This is a genomic window from Micromonospora aridisoli (assembly GCF_056150025.1).
Map to the genome: position 1 here is coordinate 219,158 of NZ_JAXCFK010000009.1, position 18,583 is coordinate 237,740.

Annotated in this window: 11 protein-coding genes; 4 read left to right on the forward strand and 7 right to left on the reverse strand. The window is 72.5% G+C overall.

The features are described from left to right. Positions 1-59: 59 nt before the first annotated feature. Genes SM447_RS20355 through rpmF form a run of 3 tightly spaced genes read right to left on the reverse strand, consistent with a single transcriptional unit; the run spans position 60 to position 2,203 of the window. Positions 60-791 carry a class I SAM-dependent methyltransferase gene (locus SM447_RS20355; RefSeq protein WP_474574422.1) on the reverse strand — a complete coding sequence of 244 codons (732 nt, stop codon included), beginning with the start codon at positions 789-791 and terminating at the stop codon, positions 60-62. Positions 792-794: 3 nt separating this feature from the next. Further along, positions 795-2,027, reverse strand: coding sequence for a GTP-binding protein (locus SM447_RS20360; protein WP_474574423.1), 1,233 nt, complete (start codon positions 2,025-2,027; stop codon positions 795-797). Then, entirely contained in the window at positions 2,024-2,203 is a 180-nt protein-coding gene (gene rpmF, locus SM447_RS20365) for a 50S ribosomal protein L32 (protein ID WP_216935120.1), read from the reverse strand. Before rpmF ends, SM447_RS20360 begins: the two co-directional genes overlap by 4 nt. A 214-nt stretch (positions 2,204-2,417) precedes the next feature. Here rpmF and SM447_RS20370 point away from each other — a divergent pair, with 214 nt between their 5' ends. After that, positions 2,418-3,140 (forward strand): class I SAM-dependent methyltransferase, encoded by a 723-nt coding sequence (locus tag SM447_RS20370; RefSeq protein ID WP_474574424.1) that lies wholly within the window; start codon positions 2,418-2,420, stop codon positions 3,138-3,140. A 156-nt stretch (positions 3,141-3,296) separates the two neighbouring features. On the opposite strand, the gene SM447_RS20375 is transcribed toward SM447_RS20370, so the two are convergent. Then, positions 3,297-9,014 (reverse strand): amino acid adenylation domain-containing protein, encoded by a 5,718-nt coding sequence (locus SM447_RS20375; protein ID WP_474574425.1) that lies wholly within the window; start codon positions 9,012-9,014, stop codon positions 3,297-3,299. A gap of 109 nt (positions 9,015-9,123) precedes the next feature. Here SM447_RS20375 and SM447_RS20380 point away from each other — a divergent pair, with 109 nt between their 5' ends. Genes SM447_RS20380 through SM447_RS20390 form a run of 3 tightly spaced genes read left to right on the forward strand, consistent with a single transcriptional unit; the run spans position 9,124 to position 13,645 of the window. After that, positions 9,124-10,935 (forward strand): ABC transporter ATP-binding protein, encoded by a 1,812-nt coding sequence (locus tag SM447_RS20380; protein ID WP_474574426.1) that lies wholly within the window; start codon positions 9,124-9,126, stop codon positions 10,933-10,935. Next, a complete protein-coding gene (locus tag SM447_RS20385; RefSeq protein ID WP_474574427.1) occupies positions 10,932-12,701 on the forward strand; it encodes an ABC transporter ATP-binding protein in 1,770 nt (589 codons plus the stop codon). Before SM447_RS20380 ends, SM447_RS20385 begins: the two co-directional genes overlap by 4 nt. A gap of 2 nt (positions 12,702-12,703) precedes the next feature. Further along, the gene (locus SM447_RS20390) at positions 12,704-13,645 is read left to right on the forward strand and encodes an NAD(P)/FAD-dependent oxidoreductase (RefSeq protein ID WP_474574428.1); all 942 of its coding nucleotides are present in this window, start codon (positions 12,704-12,706) and stop codon (positions 13,643-13,645) included. A gap of 103 nt (positions 13,646-13,748) precedes the next feature. On the opposite strand, the gene SM447_RS20395 is transcribed toward SM447_RS20390, so the two are convergent. Genes SM447_RS20395 through SM447_RS20405 form a run of 3 tightly spaced genes read right to left on the reverse strand, consistent with a single transcriptional unit; the run spans position 13,749 to position 18,531 of the window. After that, positions 13,749-16,043 (reverse strand): ABC transporter ATP-binding protein/permease, encoded by a 2,295-nt coding sequence (locus SM447_RS20395; protein WP_474574429.1) that lies wholly within the window; start codon positions 16,041-16,043, stop codon positions 13,749-13,751. Continuing rightward, on the reverse strand, positions 16,040-17,026 hold the full coding sequence (locus SM447_RS20400) for an ABC transporter permease (RefSeq protein ID WP_474574430.1): 987 nt from the start codon (positions 17,024-17,026) through the stop codon (positions 16,040-16,042). Before SM447_RS20400 ends, SM447_RS20395 begins: the two co-directional genes overlap by 4 nt. Further along, positions 17,023-18,531, reverse strand: coding sequence for an ABC transporter substrate-binding protein (locus tag SM447_RS20405; protein WP_474574431.1), 1,509 nt, complete (start codon positions 18,529-18,531; stop codon positions 17,023-17,025). Before SM447_RS20405 ends, SM447_RS20400 begins: the two co-directional genes overlap by 4 nt. Positions 18,532-18,583 lie beyond the last annotated feature (52 nt).

Consider the following 18,583-nt stretch of genomic DNA (forward strand, 5'->3'; position numbering starts at 1 on the left):
TCAGCGGTGACCGTCGCAGTAGACCACGGTGAGTCTGGCGGCGGCGAAGGCCGCGGCGCTCATCGGTGGTCCATTGGTCGGCGAAATGCCATCAGTGCCTGATCACCCCGCCGGAACAGCAGCGCCGCGTCGGTGAATCCCGCGTCCCGGGCCACGCGGCGATGCCAGCTGATCGGTGCGACAAACTCCGCGCAGCCGAGACCGGCCAGGGCGACCGCGCGCTCGCGCAGCAGGGGGGCCATCGCCGGTGCACTGGTCAACGCCCTCCACCAGGCAGTCCAGGGATCGGTCCCGGCGCCCGGTCGCTGCGCCGCGGCCGGCCGCTGCGTCCGCATCGCGTCGGCGACGAGCAGCAGGCCACCTGGCCGCAACACCTGCCGGGTTTCGGAGTACCAGTGGGGTACGCGGTCTTCGGACAGGTAGTGCACGGTCATCAGGGCCAGGACGACGTCGTACGGTCGGCCGGCCGGCGCGAGCCACTGCGCGGTGCCGAGATCCGCGCGGACCGTGCGGACCTGCGGCAGGGCGATGTCGGTCAACGCCAACAGGGCCGGGTCCACGTCGAGCACGGTGATATGCGCGTTCGGCCAGCGCCGCAGGATCGCCTCGGCGGTGATGCCCGGCCCGCCGCCGAGGTCCAGTACCCGCTCGGGTGTGCGTCCGTGGATCTCCTCGACGGCGGCGAGACCGGCGGCGAGGAGATCGCCACGACCGGGCTGGTAGTGGCACATCATGGCTTCCCAGTCCCGCCGCCACCGCGCCACGTCACCAGCGGCGGGTTTCACTGACACGGTTCAGACCCGGGCAGGTCCGGCGTGCTCATGGTCATGCAGGTCGCCGAGGTCCCACTGTGGGAACGGATCGGGCAAGGCCCGCCAGGCGGCCTCGCCAGCGACGATCTCGGCATCGGTGAGCAGGCAGCCGGTCAGTGCGGCACGCAGCGCGTCGCCGTCCAGGCTTACGCCGATGAGGACCAGTTCCTGCTGCCGGTCACCGAAGAGCGGATGCCACCGCTCGGCCAACTCCGCCCGTTCCGCCGGATCCTCCGGCCACTCCCCCGACACCGCGACCGGAACACCGACCGGATCGCAGCGCCCGGACGGGCCGGCCTGCGACCACAGCGCCTGCACATCCGGACGACTTGCCAACCACAGAAACCCCTTCGACCGCACCACACCGAAGTCGTCCAAACCGGCGGCGAGCAGGTCCCACAGCCGCTGTGGATGAAATGGCCGACGTTCACGGAACACGATGCTGGAGATGCCGTACTCCTCGGTCTCCGGCACATGCTCGCCGTTGAGTTCGGCGACCCAGCCGGGTGCGGTCTCCGCCCGTTCCAGGTCGAACCGCCCGGTGTTCAGGATCTCCATCGGCGGCACCTGTCCGTGCGTCGCTCGGATCTGCCGGGCAGCGGGGTTCAGCCGGGCGAGGAGCGCCTCCACCACGGCCAGCTCGTCCGGGGCGACCAGGTCGGTCTTGTTGACCACGAGCACGTCGGCGAACTCGATCTGATCGACCAGCAGATCCGCGATGCTGCGGTCGTCGCCCTCGTACGCGGCCAGTCCACGCGCCTCCAGCGTCTCACCCGCCTCGACCCGGGCCAGCAGTCCCGCCGCGTCGACCACGGTGACGGTCGTGTCCAGTCGGGCCAGATCGTCGAGGACCTGCCCGTCCTCCACCCCGAAGGCGAACGTGGCGGCGACCGGCATCGGCTCGGAGATGCCACTGGACTCAATCAACAGGTAATCGAACCGACTCAACCGAGCGAGGCGGGCCACCTCGTCGAGCAGGTCGTCGCGCAGCGTGCAGCAGATGCAGCCGTTGGTCAACTCGACCAGCCGCTCCTCCGTCCGCGACAGCGTCCCACCGTCACGCACCAGCGCGGCGTCGACGTTCACCTCGCTCATGTCATTGACGATCACTGCGACCCGCAACCCGTCCCGGTTCGCCAGCACGTGGTTGAGCAGGCTGGTCTTCCCGGCTCCGAGGAAGCCGGAGAGCACCGTCACGGGCAGCCGGCCGGTCACGGCTGATCCACCACCTGACGACCCTTGTACAGACCGCAGTGCGTACACGCGCGGTGTGGCACCACCATCTCCTTGCGGGGGCACGGGCACGGGGTGAGCTGCGGCACGGCCGCCTTCCACTGCGCGCGCCGGTGACGGGTGTTCGACCGCGACATCTTCCGCTTCGGTACGGCCATCAGAGGCTCCTTCTCGAGGGATCACCTCAGCTTAACGATACTGGTTTTCAGTTTCACATCGGGTCCGGCGTCGGGTCGCGAGCCGCTGCCGCCACTTCCCCAGGCCCCGATGGGCGCGTCGGGTCAGCACGCTCGCCGAGGACTCCGCCCACGGCGCCGGTTGCGGTCTCCGAACCGAGCAATAACGGGAACCGTTTCCATTATGGTGGCGGTTGTGAGTGATGAGTACCAGGTCTCCGGGGAGTACCTGCACCTGCTCAGCGTGCCGGGTTGGCAGGCCCTGCGTGCACCGGTGACCGAGGCGCTGCGCGGCGCGGCCGGTGACGCGATGCTGCTCGACGTGGGAGCTGGCAGCGGGCTGGGAACGGAGGTACTCACCGCGGCCGTCCCGGCCGGCGACGTGCTCGCGGTGGAGCCGTCGCCGGTGCTGCGGGCGGTGCTGTTGTCACGCGTGGCCGCCCATCCGGAGCTGCGGCAACGGGTGACGGTCATGGCCGGTGACGCGCTCGGTGTCGACCTGCCCGCCCGCCTCGGTGCGGTGCTGGCGATGAACATGATCGGCCACCTCGACGCGGACGGGCGCCGGACGTTCCTGCGACGGGTGGGCGAGCGCCTCGTTCCCGGCGCGCCGCTGGTGGTGAACCTGCAACCACCGGCAGAACCGGCACGGGTCCCGTTCGCGGTCTTCGGCACGGTCCCGGTCGGCCGCCACAGCTACGAGGGCGGCGGGTCTGCCGAGCCGTCCGGGCCGGACACGGTGACCTGGCGGATGCGCTACCGGGTCCTGGACGCCGACGGCACCGCGCTGCGAGAGGATCACACCAGCCACCTCTGGCACGTCGTTCCGGCCGAGGCACTGCTCGCCGAGCTGGCGGAGGCCGGCCTGACCGGCGAGATCGGAGCACCGGACATCGTTCGGGCCGTGCGCCGGCCGTGAGGTCCCGTCCACCGGCCCGCCCGACCGAGGAGCGTGGACCTCTTGCTCCCGGTCGGCTGCCGCCTCTCGGTCCGGACTCCGCAGGGATCTCTGCGACACCGCGCCCGCCCCCGCTCTGGGCCGCGTTTCACAAGACCGTGCCTCATGTGACGCGGCCTAACGTGCCGCCACCCGCATCCGGCGCGTCTGACCACGGTCGCGGGCCGCCGATACAACTGGATCCACAGGCTCCGATGGTGTGGCGACACGACGCGGTCCGGTATCTCCGTCCATCGGGTCCGAGGGCGGCGCCCCGGGCCGGTCGATGTGGTCCGCCAGTGCCTGGATCGACGGATAGGTGAACAGGTCCAGGACGGTCAGGCGGTCGCTCAGTTCGACGCGCAACCGGCGGTGCACCTTCACGAGCGTCAGGGACGTGGCTCCGAGGTCGAAGAAGGAGCTTTCCGGGGGCAGGCGCTCGGGGTCGGCGTTCAGCTCGGCGGCGATCACCTGCGCCAGCGCCCGCTCGGTGGCGGTCGCTCGGCCGGAGCGTCGGCGGACGGACGGCCCGGACGGCCACGGCGCGGCCGGCGGAGCGGATCGTCCTTCGTGGCTGATCCGCCGCACATGGGCCAGCACGTCGGCCAGACCGGCCGGGTCGCGGCTGCGCCAGCCGGTCGGATCGGCAAGCGTCCGCAAGGACCGCAGGTAGGCGTCGAAAAGCGTGTCGAGGTAAGCCGGCTCGAACGCCGCCTCCACGGCGTCCCAGTTGATTCTCAGCTCCCCGTCGTGGTCGAAGACCTGGCAGTCCAGGGCTACCCGAGGGGTCTGGCTGATGGCGTAGACGGTGGAACCGAATTCCGCCAGCAGCTCGGACGCGTCGACGCCCCGCCCGTCCGCGGTGACGGTGCTGCCCAGCCCGCTGGAGAAGACCACCGGTAGGAGCACCTGACCCCGACGACGGGCGCTCAACTCGCGGAGCACCTCGTTCCCGTGCACTCCGTCCGGCCCGGTGGAGTGTTCCAGATCCTGCCAGAGGCGCCGTTGGAGGGCGGCGGCGCGGTCGGCGAAGGATCGCTGCCCCCGCTGGTCGACATCGAGCAGCACGGTCGAGGTGTAGTCGCCGACGACGCCGTGGTGCGTGCTCGGACGGTCGAAGGTGGTCAGGACCAGCGTGAACCGTTCGCCCGCGCCCGCCAGGCGCAGCACGTCGCCGAAGGCGCTCAGCAGCAGGCCGGCCGGGGTCACGTCGGCGGCCCGGGCCACCTCGCGGAGCCGTTGCCACTCGGAGCGCGGCAGGACACCGCGGCGTCGGACGTACCGGGCTTCCGCCGGGGTGCGCAGCGGCAGCGCCGGCCCGTCCCGCATGTCGTCCGCGGCGTGTCGCCAGTATTCCAGTGCCCGCTGGCGGCGTTCGCTGCCCTCGGCCTGCTGGAGCTGGGCCACCCAGTCGGCGAAGGACATCCGGGGTGCCGGTGGCATGGCCTCGGGCCGCGTGTAGAGGGTGTCCAGTTCCCCGGCGAGGATGACCGCGCTCTGTGCGTCGCAGAACAGCAGGTCGAGCCCGAAATGCAGGCGGGACAGCCGTTCGTCGAGCAGCGTCACGCCGATCTCGAACAGCGGCCAGTGCGCGGGGTCGGCGACCCGGTGTGAGCGTTCGTCCCGCAGTTGCCGAAGCCGCTTCTCCCTGACGTCCGCCGGTTCGCCACGCAGGTCGACCACGGTTGTCGGCACGTCCGGCGCGGCCTCGGTCACCATCTGGCGGGTGTCGGGGGTGATGACGGCGCGCAGCATCGGGTGTCGTGCGACGAGCCGGCGTAAGGCCTCCGCCAACCTGTTCAGGTCCAGGTCCAGGATGTCGACCTCGGTGTAGTAGTAGGGCGCCACCGGGCTGCCCAGCGAGGTGTCGGCCCGGCCGAGGAGGTAGGCGAGCTGCATCTCGGTCAGTGGAAAGGGCTCATTGTCGACCGTCGGGGAGGCATGCACTTCTGGCGGGGCGGCCACGGAGGACAGGCAGACCTCGATCAGGGCCCCCTCCCCCGGTGCAAAGCGCTCCTGCACTCGGTAGCCCGTGCCGATCAGGCGCTGGTGTACCTGGCGTAGCCACTGACCCGCGTCGACCAGGGCATCGGCCAGTGGGCGATCTGGCGGCAACGTCACCCGCAGCGCCAGGTCCATGCCGGGCGGCGGTTCCAGGCGCAGCGCCTCCCCCGGTTCGGAGGATGGGGCCTCGGATCGGCGGCGCAGGTCGGGCGCGGCGACCTCGTCCGGGGTTGCCGGAGCGTAGGCCTGCACCAGCGCGCCGACCGAGGGAAATCCGACCAGCTCCTGGAAGGACGGCCGGGTGCCGGTCACATCCTCGATGAGGTTGGCCAGTCGCACCACGGTCAGTGAGGTCGCACCGGCGGCGACGAGTCCCGCCGACATGTCCGGGTCGCCGCCGAGGATGTCCTGAACGGCCTTGATGAACGGGGAGGATGTCGTCACCGGAGGCGCGGGCAACCGAGCCGGCGTCGATGTCACGGCCGGAATCGTCGAGGTCTGCGGAACGGGTTCGACATCGGCGGGCGCGGGCGCTGGCGCGCTGGCGGAGCCGCGCTGGAACGGGTTGGGCAGGCGCCGATGGTCCACCTTGCCGTTGTCGGTGACCGGCATCCGGTCGAGCAGCACCAGACGGCTCGGAACCATGTAGTCGGGCAGCCGTTCACGCAGGGCGGCGGTGAGTGCCCGCTCGTCCATCTGCTCCGCGGTTGCCGCGTGCGCCACCAGCCTCGGCCGGCCGTCCGGTCCGGGCAGCACGGACGCCACCGCCTGCCGTACCGCGGGCAGTCGGCCCAGCGCCGCCTCGACCTCGCCGAGCTCGATGCGATGACCGTTGACCTTGACCTGGCGGTCGACCCGACCCAGGAACTGGATCGTGCCGTCGTAGCGCCAACGCCCCAGGTCGCCGGTGCGGTAGAGCCGCTGTCCCAGCACCGGATGGACGACGAAGCGTTCCCAGGTCTGCGCCGGATCGCCCAGGTACCCCCGGGCCACCCCGCCACCGGCGATGTAGAGCTCGCCGGCCTCACCGGCCGGGCAGGGTCGGCCGGCCTCGTCGAGGATGTGGAAGAACTGGTCACGCAGCGGCCGGCCGTACGGGATGCTCGGCCAGTCCGGTCCCACCGTCTCGATGGGGTAGGTGATGGACCAGATGGACGCCTCGGTGGCGCCGCCGAGGCTGACGACCCGCGCTCCGGGCGCGAGCGCGCGCAGCCGGTCGGGAAGCGTGACCGGAATCCAGTCGCCGGAGAGCATGACCAGCCGGAGGCTGGACAGCTCCCGCACGGCGTCGGGGTCGGACTCCGCGTACTCGACCAGGATCTCCAGCAGGGCGGGCGCGGTGTTCCAGACGGTGACGCCGAAGCGGCCGATCAACTCGCACCAGTGTTGTGGGTCCCGCTGCCGCGACTCGTTCGGGAGCACCAGTGCGCCGCCGGCGCCGAGCAGCCCGAAGATGTCGTACACGGACAGGTCGAAGCTCAACGCGGAGAGGCCGAGCAGTCTGTCGTCGGCGTTGATACCGAACCGGTCGGTGATGTCGTCGATCGTGGTGCGGGCCTGCCGGTGTTCGATGGCGACGCCCTTCGGTACGCCGGTGGAGCCGGACGTGAAGATCACGTACGCGAGGTCCTCGGGCGTGGGTGTCCCACCGGACGGGAGAGCCACGGTCGGGGCCTCCGGCGCGGGCGACGGCCGTCCGTCGAGGTCGAGGAAGCCGATGGTGACCATGTCGGGGAGGTTGACGGTGGTGCCGTCGAGTTGCAGGGCGTGGGTGAGACCGGCTCGGTCGCACACGGCGGCGATCCGCACGGCGGGCCAGTCGGGGTTGACCGGCACGAAGCCCGCGCCGACGAGTTGCGTGCCGAGCACGGCGATGATCTGGGCCGGGCACTTGGGCAGGGCGATCAGGACCAGGTCGTTGGTGCGTACGCCGAGCTGGCGGAGGTACGCGGCGACCTCCTGCGCCCGCCGGTCCAGTTCCCCGTGCGTGAGTGCGGTGCCGGAGTCGAGAACCGCCGGTGTGTCCGGGCGGCGGCGGGCGACCAGCTGCCGCGGGTCGTCGATCAGCGGTCCGGCGGCGGGGAACGGCGCGGCACGTAGCGGCTCCTGCCGGGAGTAGTCCGGCGCCCAGCCGAGGTCCACAGCGGTCCACGCGTCGTGGTCCGTGCCCAACAGTCGCAGCAGCCGGTGCTGGGCGTCGGCGATACCGTCGATGAACCCTTCCGGGAATGCCTCGGCGACGGCGTCGAAGACGATCCGCAGTTCGTCGCCCTCCTGCCAGACCAGGTGATCCATCAGCACCTGCGGGGTCTGGGACAGTCCGAACGCCTCCGTGCCGAGCCACCCCGCCGGCACGGACTCGTCTCCCACGCCGAGGCCGGAGGTGAACACCACCGGGTGGGTGACGGCCCCCGCCTGCGCGCCGCCGCCGGGTAGTTCCCGCAGCAGCTCGACGGCGGAGAAGGCACGGTGGTCCATCGCCTCCCAGAACCCGTGGTTGACCTGCCGGGCGTAGGCGGCGAGTCCGGGCCAGCGCAGCATCTCGATCGGCGGCATCGCCACCAGGGTGGTGGTGGTGAAGTCGCCGACGACCTGCTCGACGCCGGGGATGTCCTCCGGCCGGTCGAACAGCGTGGTGTTGATGGCCATCCGCTCGGTCGCTCCCCAGCGATGCAGGGTCAGCCCGAAGGCGGCCAGCAGCACGGCCGTCGGGCTCAGCCCGTGATCGGCGCAGCGGGCCCGCAACTGCTTCCACGCGGCCGCGTCGAGGGTACGGGCGCAGCGCGTGAACCGGGGCGCGTCGATCTGCTCGACAGCGCGTCGGAGAGGCAGTCGAGGGCCGGGCGGCATGTCGTGGAGTCGGCCCAGCCAGTATCGGCGAGCCCGCTCACGCCTGGTGCGCTCTCCCGGGTCGGTCAGGCGGTGGTGGACGGTGTCGATGAAGCGGACGGGCGGATCCGGCAGGACCGTGTCCGGGTCGTCCACGAGCCGGCCCCACTGGAGCATGAGCAGTCGCCAGCTGGCGAAGTCGAGCACCAGGATGTCGAAGCCCAGCAGGAGGCGCGTGGTGCCGCCGGGCAGGTGGACGGCGTGCAGGTCGAAGAGCGGCCACTGCGCCGGGTCGCGCAGCTGGTGGGAGTGCTCGTGGCGCAGCCGGGCGAGCCGCTGCTCGACGGCCGGTGGCGCGAGATGCCGGAGGTCGGTGCGTCTGATCGGGTAGTGCCTGCCGGATGCCGCGCACCGTTGCCGGCCGTCGCGCCCGACGGTTGCCCGCAACATCGGGTGGTGTTCCACCAGTCGGTTCCACGCCGCTTCGAGCCGGTCGACGTCGACCTCCGGGTCCTGACCGTCACGGTCCGCCGGAGTGCGGTCGTACTCCTGGTACCAGAAGGTGGCGACATTGCCCAGGGGGAAGTCGGACCGCCGACCCACCCAGTACGCCGCCTGCACGGCAGTCAAGGGAGCACTGCCGGGATCGGTGTCCGGTGCGGGACCGGCCGGCGGCTCGTTGTCCGCGGGCACCACCGACTCGGGCTCGGGCGAGGCTCGCAGGGCTTCGATCACGCTGTGCGGCGTCTGTGCGCCGAGGAAGCTGGTCAGCGGTAGCTGGACACCGGTGTGCTGCATGAGCAGCCGGCGCAGTTGCTGAGCGCCGAAGGATTCCAGGCCGAGTTCGGCGAACTGTCGCTCGGTGTCGAACTGGCTCTCGGCCAAGCCGGTCACGTCGGCCAGGAAGGATCGGATCAGGTCGATCAGGTGCCCGTCTGTCGAGCCATCGCGGGTAGGTCCACTGACTTGGTCGAGATTGGGGCTAGACCCTTCCACCACGGCTCCCTGCGTAGTTTCGGCCACGGCGACATCGCCGTGGCGCTCTTGACGACACGCGCCCGGTGCCGCTGGTGATGAAAATCAGTTCCAAGTATGCTGCCCGTGCCGATGCAGTCAAGGGCGGGGAGACGGGATGCTCCGGACCTGGTGGTCCGCAGGCTTGTTCGACCGGGCTCTGGTGGACGGTGAGGTGCGTGTCCGGCTCTTCGCCGGGGTGTTGTGCCATCTCGGGGCCGCGCTGGCGGCGGCCGTACCGGTCATTGCCGTCGCCGAGCTCGCCCGGCTCGGCGCCGCCGGGGCGCTCGGCACCACCGAGGCGACCGCCGCCGACGCGTGGCAGCTGGTGACGGTGGCCGCGGGAGCGCTCGCCGTGCGGGTCGTCCTCACCGCGGCCGGCGTGACCCTGACCCATGTCGCCGACACCGCCCTGCAGCTGCGGTTGCGTCGCGAGCTGGCCCGGCATCTCGGGCGGCTGCCCCTCGGCTGGTTCGGCGAGCGCAACTCCGGCGCCGTCAAGCGTGCCGTCTCCGACGACGTCGGCGGTCTGCACCACCTGATGGCACACGCGCTGCCGAACCTCATCACCGCGGTGGTGACGCCGGTCGTCTCCGTCGCCTACCTGCTCACCGTGGACTGGCTGCTCACCGTCCTCACCCTGCTTCCGCTCGGCCTCGGCGCGCTCGCCTACCGCCGGGCGATGCGCGACGTGGCCGCCCGGATGGGCGAGTACCTCGCCGCCACCCAGCAGCTGAACTCCGCCGTGGTGGAGTTCGTACAGGGGATCTCCGTGGTGAAGGTGTTCGGCGGCGGTGGCCGCGCGCACCACCGGTTCCGCGACGCCACCCGTCGCTACGCGGCGTTCATCGCCGACTGGTCCGCCAGCGTCACCCCCTGGATGGCCGCGAGTCAGATCCTCTACTCGCCCCCGGTGGTCCTGCTCGTGCTGGTGGTGAGCGGGGCCAGCCTCGTGTCCACCGGCCGGCTGACGCTCGCGGACCTGGCGCCGTACGCGGTGATCGGGCTCGGCATCAGCGGCCCGGCCCTGACCATCGGCTACGGCATGCAGGACGTCGCGGCCGGCCGCGCCGCGGCCGGCCGGATCCGGGAACTGCTGTCCACTCCGGCGCTGCCGCAGCCCTCCGCGCCCGCCACCGTGCAACCCGGTCCGGGCGCAGAGGTGACGTTCGACGCGGTGCGGTTCAGCTATGACGGCGTCCGGGACGTGCTTCGCGGCGTCACCCTGACGCTTCGACCCGGCACGGTCACCGCCCTGGTAGGACCGTCGGGCGCCGGCAAATCCACGCTGGCCACGCTGACCGCCCGGTTCGCCGACGTCACCGGCGGCCAGGTCCGGATCGCCGGGGCGGACGTGCGGGAGCTGACCGGCGAACAGCTGTACCGCCTGGTCGGCTTCGTCTTCCAGGACGTCCGCCTGCTGCGGGCCAGCCTGGCCGACAACATTCGGCTCGGCCGCCCGGCAGCCGACCTCGAGACGGTGCGCGCGGCCGCCCGCGCCGCGCGGATCCACGACCGCATCGAGCAGCTCCCCCGGGGGTACGACAGCGTCGTCGGCGTGGACGCTACCCTCTCCATGGGAGAGGCACAGCGGGTGTCGATCGCCCGTGCGCTGCTCGCCGACACGCCGGTGCTGATCCTGGACGAGGCGACGGCGTTCGCCGATCCCGAGTGCGAGGCCGACATCCAGGACGCGCTGTCGACTCTGGTGGCGGGCCGCACCGTACTCGTGATCGCCCACCGGCTGGCCACCATCGTCGACGCCGACCAGATCGCGGTGATTGACGAGGGCGAGCTGGTCGAGCGTGGGACGCACACCGAGCTGGTCGCGACGGGCGGTTGCTACGCCCGGCTGTGGCACGCCCGGCAGGAGTCATCGACCCCCGTGTCCGCGGACCCGCAGCCGGCGCAAGGGGGTGCTCTCCGGTGATTCGACGCCTGACCGGCCTGCTCGGAGCCGAACAGTCCGCGCCCGTACGACGCACCGTTCGGTACCTGATCGTCGCCGCCGTCCTGCAGGCAGCGGCGATCGCCATGCTGCTGCCGATCCTGCGCGGCCTGGCGGCCGACCGACCGGTGTGGCCGTGGCTGGCCGCCCTCGCCGCGCTGGTCGCCACGTACGCCGCCCTGTACTACCTCGGCATCGCGGAGAGCCGCCGCGCGGCGTTCGGCATGTCCCACGTGCTGCACACCAGGATCGGCGATCACGTCGTACGGCTGCCGCTCGGCTGGTTCACACCGCAGCGGATCGGCTCACTGGGGCAACTCGTCACCACCAACGCGATGAACGTGATGGGCGTGGTCAGCCACCTGCTCGACCCGTTGATCACGGCGGTGGTGGGCCCGGCGACGGTGCTGGTGATCATGTTTGCCGTGGATTGGCGGTTGGGCCTGGCGGCCCTGCTGGCCGCGCCGTTCATCGTCGCCGCCTACCGGTGGACCGGTCGGTTGGTGGAACGGACCGACCGGGCCTCCGACGCCGCGGCCGCGGAGTCCGCTGCCCGGGTGGTCGAGTTCGCGCAGCAGCAGCCCGTGCTGCGGGCGTTCGGTCGGACGATCCACGGCCTCGAGGCACTGGACTCGGCGCTGCGCGAACAGCACCGGGCGGCCAGGCGGATGCTGCGCACGGCGATGCCAGGGCTGGCCGGCTTCGCGCTGGCCGTGCAGGCCGCCTTCACCCTGCTGCTGGTGGTGGTGGCCGCGCTGATCACGGACGCCCGGCTGGACCCGCCGACCCTGGTGTTCCTGTTGGTGCTCGCGGTGCGCTTCACCGAGCCTGCGCTGACCGCGGCCGAGCTGGGTGCCGCCGTGCGGATGGCGAGCGGTTCCGTCGACCGGATACGGGAGTTGCTGGACACTCCGGCGCTGCCGGAGCCGGCGGATTCCGGCGTGCCGCGCGGGCACGACATCGAGCTGAGCGGGGTTAGCCTGCGGCGCGGCGGCCACGACATCGTGCGGAACGTGTCGCTGCGTATTCCCGCGCGCCGGATGACCGCCATCGTCGGCCCCTCCGGCGCGGGGAAGACGAGCCTGCTGCGGCTGATCGCCCGGTTCGTGGACGCCGACGCCGGCGTGGTACGCGTCGGCGGCGTGGACGTGAGATCCATGCGAGCCGATGATCTGATGAGTCATCTGTGTGTGGTGTTCCAGGACGTCTACCTGTTCGAGGGCACGCTGGAGGAGAACATCCGCCTCGGACGACACGACGCGATCCCGCAGGAGGTGCATGCCGCAGCCCGGCTCGCCCGCGTCGACGAGATCGCCTCCCGGCTGCCGGACGGCTGGCGGACCCGGGTCGGTGAGGGCGGCTCCACCCTGTCCGGCGGTGAGCGGCAACGCGTCTCGATCGCGCGAGCGCTGCTGAAGGACTCCCCCATCGTCCTGCTGGACGAGGCGACGGCCGCGCTCGACCCCGGCACCGAAGGTGCCGTCGTCGCGGCCCTCGCCGAGCTGGCCCACCGCCGCACTCTGGTGGTGGTGGCGCACCGCCTCGAGACGGTGCGCCACGCCGATCAGATCGTCGTCCTGGACGCGGGACAGGTGGTCGAGGTGGGCACCCACACCGAGCTGGTCGGCCGGGGCGGGCGCTACGCGGACTTCTGGGCACGCCGCGAGCGGGCCCGGGGATGGCGCATCACCTCGGACACACCGACCGGCGAGGAAGGTACCGCCGCCGTCATGACCGAAAGGACCTGAAGATGCTGGATGTGATCGTCGTCGGGGCCGGCCCGGCTGGCCTGACCGCAGCGCAGGTGCTGGGCCGGCAGGGCCGCCGCACCCTCGTGGTGGACAGCGGCCAGCCGCGAAACGCCGCCTCCCCCGCGTTGCACATGTTCCCCTCGCGGGACGGATTCTCCCCGGCGGAGCTGCGTCGCGTCGCCCGCGACGAGTTGGCCGCCTACCCGGCGGTGCAGGTGGTCGATGACCGGGTGACCGCGGTACGACGCTCGGCGGAGCGGTTCGAGGTGGACCTGGCCGGCGGTGGCCACCACCGGGCACGGCGCCTGCTGCTGGCCACCGGTGTCACCGACCAGCTGCCGCAGGTCGACGGCTTCGCCGAGCGGTTCGGTGTGAGCATCTTCCACTGTCCGTTCTGCCACGGCCACGAGGTGAGCGGCAAGACCGTCGCGGTCCTCGGCAACAAGATGCCGGGCGCGATGCTGGCGCTCTACGTCCGGGACCGCTTCACCGACGACGTGGTGCTGCTGACCAACGGCCCAGCGGAGCTGGGCGACCAGCTGGAACCGCTGTTGAAGGAGCGTGGCGTGGCGGTGCGTCAGGAGCCGGTCGCGCGAGTCGAGGGCGAGCCGGACGCGCTGACCGTACGGTTCGCGGCGGGTGGGCCACTGGAGCGCCAGGCGTTGTTCCATCGCCCGGCGGAGCGTCAGCACTCCGCGCTCGCCGCCGAGCTGGGTTGCGAGATCCTGGCGGACGGTTGGGTCAAGGTCGACGGACAGCAGCAGACGACCGTGCCGGGTGTGTACGCGGCCGGTGACCTCGCCCGCGACGAGGCGGTCCCGGTGGCGCTCACCTTCGTGCTCACCGGTGCCGCCGCCGGTCAGGCAGCAGCGGTGTGGATCGACGGCGACCTGTTCCGCACGGATCACCCCACGCTGTTCCCACCGCCCGCCAGGCGCTGACCGGCACGGTCCGGCTGGTCACCCCGGGAGCCGGGATGCGGCAGTGTCGTCGGGTGAGCGCGCGGTGGCGGGGACGTCACCGCGTGAGCCGGGCTCGGGCAGTTCATCGTCGGGCGAAATTCTCGCTCGGCGGGGAGCCCGCCGCAGCGGGCACCGTCAACACGCGGTCCGCCCGGTCGGCGACAGCTTTGTCGTGGGTCACCAGCAGAACCGCCAGGCCCCGAGCGCGGAAACCGTCGAGTAGGTCGAGCAGCGTGTGAGCGGTCACCGCATCCAGGGCGGACGTGGGCTCGTCGGCGAGCAGCACGTCGGGCTCACCGGCGAGGGCACGGGCCATCGCGGCCCGCTGGCGCTGCCCGCCGGAGCAGGCGTCCGGGCGGCGGCGGCCGAACGACGCACCGAGCCCGACATCGGCCAGCAGCCCGGCGGCCTGCCGCCGGGCCTGAGCGGCCGGCACGCCGCGCAGCACCTGCGCGGGACGCGCGACGGCTGTCACCAGTCGGTGCGCCGGATTCAGCTCGGCCGCCGGGCTCTGGCCGAGCAGTGCCAACGCGCGGCGTTGCCGGCCGGTGCGCCGGGCCACTGCGTCCGGCAAGGGCTGCCACGTTCCGTCGAGGAACAGCGACAACTGCCCGGCTGCGCACGGGTGCAGGCCGCAGAGCGCGCGCAGCAGGGTGCTCTTGCCCGTCCCGGAAGGGCCGAGCAGGGCCACCATCTCGCCCCGGTGCAACTCGAGGTCGAAATCCCGCAGGAGGGGATCGGCGTCGGGTGGCTGGGCCACGGCGAGACCACGGACCCGCAGCACCATCGGACCGGCCGGCCGGGTGGGCACGCGTGCCGTCCCGGCCCCCGCGCCCGCGCCCGCGGGTCGCAGTGTCCCGTCCGACACCTCCAGAACCCGGTCGGCAACCTGCTGTACCCACCGCCGGTCGTGGCTGACCACCACGGTCGCCAGTCCGAGCCGGCGGCGGCGGTCGATCTCGGCCCGAACGAGGCCGGCCGTCGCCGCGTCCAGCCCGCTGGTCGGTTCGTCGGCCAGCAGCAGCACCGGATCGCCGACCACCGCACGGGCCAGGGCGACCCGGGCCGCCTGGCCACCGGACAGGGTGGTCGGGAAGCGGTCCTCGACGCCGGGCGGGAGCCCGAGCCGGGCCAGGACCGCCGCGACGCGCTCACGCCGGTGGTGCCGCGAGCCGCCGCGCGGCAACCCGTCGGCGACGGCTGATCCGGTCCGGCGCAGTGGGTCGAGCGTGGTCGCCGGATCCTGCGTGAGCAACCCGGTCCCGGTGCGGCGCCAGCGACGGCTCGCCGCCGAACCGGGTCGTACCGGGCGACCATGCACCAGCAGGAAGCCGCGGTCGAGCCGCAGACCGGGCCGCAGGTCGCCGAGGAGCAGCCTCAGCAGCGTGCTCTTGCCTCCGCCGGAGCCGCCGACCAGCCCGAGCACCTCTCCGTGCCGCACGTCCAGACGCTCGCAGACCAGCCCGAACTCGCCGTCGGACAGGCGCACCCCGCACAGCCGTACGGCGGGCGGCGGGCCGGTCTCCGGGACAGCCGCAGCTGAGCCACGCTGGAGCTGCCGGACGCGGCCCGGCCGGGGTGGCACGGTGGTCGCCGGCACCAGCCAACCGGCGACCATGTCGAGTCCGGCCGTGAGCGCCACCGCGAGCACCGCGATGGCCAACGCGGGGACCAGAACGGACAGCGGGTTGAGGGCGGTCCCGGGCAGGTTCTCCCGGATCATCAGACCCCAGTCGGCGGCCGGCGGTGCCGGCCCGAACCCCAGCACGTGCACCGCGACCGCAAGTTGCAGGGCAGCCACCATGCGCAGGCCCGCGTCGGCGAGGACCGTGCCGGACACCGCGGGCAGCAGCTCGCGGCCGAGGGTCGCCGCGGTGGACTCTCCCCGGGCAACGGCGGCCTGCACGAAGCCACTGGCGCGCAGCGGCGCCGCGGCCGCGTACACGACCCGGGCGGACAGCGGCACCCCGAGCAGCAGCATGCCGGTGAGCACGGCCAGCCAGGCGGGGAAGGCCACCGCGCTGACCAGCACCACGATCGACCCGGGCACCGCGAGCAGGCCGGCGCTGAGGTGACGCACGGCCCGCTCCGCGACGGGAGTCCAGGCGGCGAGCAGCCCGGCCGCGGCACCGAGCACGGCGGTGGCGGTGCCCACCAGGACGGCGATCACGACCAGGTCGTCGCCGCCGGCGAGCAGCCGGGACAGCACATCGCGCCCGAGCACGTCGGTGCCGAGCGGGTAACCCGGCGCGGGTCCGGACCAGGGTGGCCCGAGGATCCGCTGCGGGTCGTGCGGCGCCCACCGGCCGCCGACGAGGCCGGCGGCGAGGACCGCCGTCACGCCCACGCCACCGGCGACGGCGGCGCGGCGGCTCACCGGGCACCGCCGCGCCGGGCCAGCGCTGCGGCGAGCGCGTCGCTGGCCAGGAACGCCGCGAGCACCAGGGCCGCCAGGAACACCGCGACCGCCTGCACCACCGGTACGTCGCGGCCCGCGATCGCGCCGGCCAGCAGCTGACCCAGCCCCTGGTAGGCCAGCAGGGCCTCCACCACGGCGGTGTTCGCGAGCGTCGCCGCCGCCAGCACGGTCGCGAGCTGCGCCAGCGGCGCCGCCAGGTGCGGCAACCCGTGACGCACCGTCACCCGCCACGGCGGTACGCCGCGCAGCAGCGCGTCGGCGACGAAGGGCCTGCGCAGCACGTCCACCGCCGGCCCGCGCAGCAGCCGTCCGCACCAGGCCATGGACGGCAGCGCGATGGCCAGCACCGGCAGGATCAGAATCTCGGGTCGATCCGCGGGTGTGCCCCCGGCCGGGATCAGGGACACGGCGGGGAGCAGTCGCAGACCGTCGGCCAGCAACACCACGAGGACGGTGACGAGCACGACCTCGGGCATGCCACAGAGCGCGGAGACCACCCCGGATCCGACCCGTTCACCGCGGGCGCCCGCCCGCCACGCCAGCAGGAAGGCGATCAACACACCGCCGGTGACGGCTGACAGCCAGGCCGGTACGGCGATCCACAGGGTCGCGGTGAGCCGTTCGACCAGCAGCTCGCGCACCGGCCGGTCGTCGTGCAGCGATCGTCCGAAGTCACCGGTGAGCAGCCCGCCCACCCAGCGGCCGAACCGTTCCCAAGCTGGAGCGTCCAGGCCGGTGCTGGCCTCGATGGCGGCGAGGCGGGTGGCATCGGCCTGGGTGCCGGCGATCACGGTGGCGGCGTTGCCGGGCAGCAGCTCCGTGAGCAGGAACACCGCCACGCAGATGCCGAGCATGGTGGCGACGATCCGCACGGCGACGAGAAGCGCCGGGCGGGCGCGGCTCGGCCGCGCCCCCGATGCCAGCCGCGACGTGCCGGTCACCCGTTCAGCCGGACGCCGGCCATGGAGTAGCGCGCGAAGCCGGAGGCGGTCGGCACGTCCCGTACGCCGGCGGCGGTCACGTCCACGCCGTCGCCGAGCCCCCACATCACCCAGCCGCCCTCGTCGGCGAGCTGTCGTTGGAGCTGGTTCAGCTGCTGCCGCCGCTGGTCGGCGTCGGTGATGGCCGTGGCGTCGGCGAAGGCGGCGTCGAACTGCGCGTTGCGCCAGCCGGTCTCGTTGAACGGGGCGCTGCTGAGCGTCGTCGCCCGCGCCCAGTGCTGGATCGGCAGCGCGTCCGTGGTGTAGCCCATGTAGAGCGGCTCCTTGGTGTAGATCTGCGCCCAGTACGTCTCGGGCGGGTGCTCCTTCACCGTGGCGCGGATGCCGACCTCGGCGAGTTGCTGACCGATCAGGGTCGCGGCGCTGGTCATGCTGGGGTAGGCGGTGGTGGCGTGGATGACGACCTCGAAGCCGTCACCGTGCCCGGCTTCGGCCAGCAGGCGACGGGCCTGGTCCAGGTCACGGGCGGGAGCGGGCAGGTCGCTCGGATACGACGGGTCGGCGGGGAACGGCGCGTCGTTGCCCGGCCTGCCGTAGCCGAGTAGCACGGCGTCGACCAGGGCCTGCCGGTCGAGTGCCAGTTTGACGGCCCGACGCACCTCGATCCGGTCGAACGGCTGATGGGACATGTTCATGACCAGCGGGTAGCTGGCCGCGGCGCTGCGCCGGACGACCGTGAGCCGGCCGGTCTGCTCGGCGCTGCGTGCGGTCGGGTAGCCCACGTTGGCGGCCAGATCGATCTCACCGGAGGTCACCGCGGTGGCCAGCGCCTGCGGATCAGCGAATCCGCGAATCTCCAGGCCGTCCAGTTTCGGGCCGTCGCCCCACCACGAATCGTTACGGGTCAGCGCCGCCGTGCTGCCCCGCAGTGACGACAGCAGGAAAGGACCGGAACCGACGGGCTCGTCGAAGGTCTCGGTGCCGTCGGGGACGATGAAGCACTGGCCGGCCAGCGCGCGGGCCACGTCGGCCTCGGGGGCGGTGGTGGTCAGCACCACGGCGTGGTCGCCGTCCGCACGGCAGCGGTCGACGTCGATGGTGCCGAGGCGCCCGCCGTTCTCCGTGCTCTTGCCCGCTATCCGCCGCAGGGAGAAGAGCACGTCGGCGGCGCGTACCGGCCGTCCGTCGCTGAACGCGGCGTCGGTGCGCAGTTCGAAACGGTGTCGCGTCGCGCCGGACTCGGTGTTCCACGAGGTGGCGAGCCAGGGCAGCACGGTGCCGTCCCGGCCGGGCATCGTCAGCACGTCGTACAGGGCGCTCATCCGCGCCCAGTCCGACTCGCTGGGGATTCCGCCGTGCGGATCGGTGGTCACCGCGGTGGCGGATCCGATGCCGCCGAAGCGCAGCGTGCCACCGGTCGCCTCGGCGCCGCTGGTGGCGCTGTCGTCGCGTGACCCGCACGCGGCGGCCAGTGGTCCCGACGCCGCCAGGCCGGCGATCAGCATTCCTGCACGAAGCATCGAACGGCGAGACATCTGCCCCATATGGTCGTTCTCC

Excerpts from the sequence above, each read along its gene's own strand:
- rpmF (WP_216935120.1), bottom strand. The coding sequence starts at position 2,203 with ATGGCCGTACCGAAGCGGAAGATGTCGCGGTCGAACACCCGTCACCGG.
- SM447_RS20380 (WP_474574426.1), top strand. The coding sequence starts at position 9,124 with ATGCTCCGGACCTGGTGGTCCGCAGGCTTGTTCGACCGGGCTCTGGTG.
- SM447_RS20390 (WP_474574428.1), top strand. The coding sequence starts at position 12,704 with ATGCTGGATGTGATCGTCGTCGGGGCCGGCCCGGCTGGCCTGACCGCA.
- SM447_RS20405 (WP_474574431.1), bottom strand. The coding sequence starts at position 18,531 with ATGCTGATCGCCGGCCTGGCGGCGTCGGGACCACTGGCCGCCGCGTGC.